Origin of the sequence: Streptomyces sp. NPDC127092 (assembly GCF_042722475.1) — a bacterium.
In the GTDB taxonomy this organism is placed as follows: domain Bacteria; phylum Actinomycetota; class Actinomycetes; order Streptomycetales; family Streptomycetaceae; genus Streptomyces.
The window spans coordinates 1-1,042 of sequence record NZ_JBHXFE010000221.1 but is presented as its reverse complement, the minus strand read 5'-3'; the positions used below and the strand labels follow the sequence as shown (position 1 = coordinate 1,042).

Sequence of the window (1,042 nt, the reverse complement as noted above, 5' to 3'; positions counted from 1 at the left end):
GTCTCCGTGGACGCCCGCACCGGCGCCATCGTGATGTTCTCCCTGCCCCGCAATCTCCAGGACGCGCCGTTCGTCGAGGGCTCCCCGCTGTGGGACGTGTACCCCAACGGCTTCGACTGCGGCGACGAGTGCATCCTCAACGCCCTCTACACGGACGTGGAGGAGCATCACGCAGACCTCTACCCGGACGCCGAACACCCCGGCGCCGAGGCCATGAAGGACGCCGCCGGCGGCATCCTCGGCCTGGACGTCTCCGGCTACGCCCTCATGGACATGGGCGGCTTCGCCCAGCTGATCGACGCCATGGGCGGGGTGGACGTCGTCAGCGGCGGCTACGTGGTGCACCGCGGCGTCCGGCCCGACGGCGCCTGGGGCAACATCTGGTGGGAGCCGGGCACCCACCACTTCAACGGCGACGACGCGCTCGCCTTCGCCCGCTCCCGGCACTGGTCCACCGACTACGCCCGCATCCGCCGGCAGCAGTGCATGCAGGCGGCGATGCTGGAGCAGTTCAGCCCCGCCACCGTGCTCACCCGCTTCGAGGGGATCCTCGCGGCGGGCGAGCAGATCGTGACCACCGACCTGCCGCAGTCCCAGCTCGGCACGTTCGCGGACCTCGCCGAGCGCTCGCGCGGCCAGAAGATGCGGCGGCTGACCATCGGCCCGCCCGACTTCGGCGACACGGGCACCCACTTCACCACCTACCCCGACTACGACCTCGTCCACCGCCGCGTGGACGAGATGCTGGCCGATGAGTCCGCAACCGCCGGATCGGAGCCGACCGGGGTCTCGGCGACGCCGCTGCTCACCGTGCTGGCCGTCGTCGCGCAGGAGACGCAGACCCCCGACGTCGACGAGGACGACCCGGCCACGTGGCCGGCCCCGCCGACCCGCTCCGACGGCGAGCCCTTCACCGCCGAGGACCTGATGACGGCCGAGGACCTGGGCCAGGAGGACGTGCTGAACCACGCGTCCTCGACGAACGGGCTGTGCGTCCCCGCCCCGTGAGGCGCGACGCGCGGGCCGACGGGCTGACCTAGGC

Annotated in this window: 1 protein-coding gene; it reads left to right on the top strand. The window is 72.3% G+C overall.

Features of this window, described 5'->3' with window-relative positions:
* A partial coding sequence (locus ACFWJO_RS39085; protein WP_386872979.1) for an LCP family protein occupies positions 1-1,008 on the top strand: 1,008 nt, incomplete at its 5' end.
* Positions 1,009-1,042: the final 34 nt, after the last annotated feature.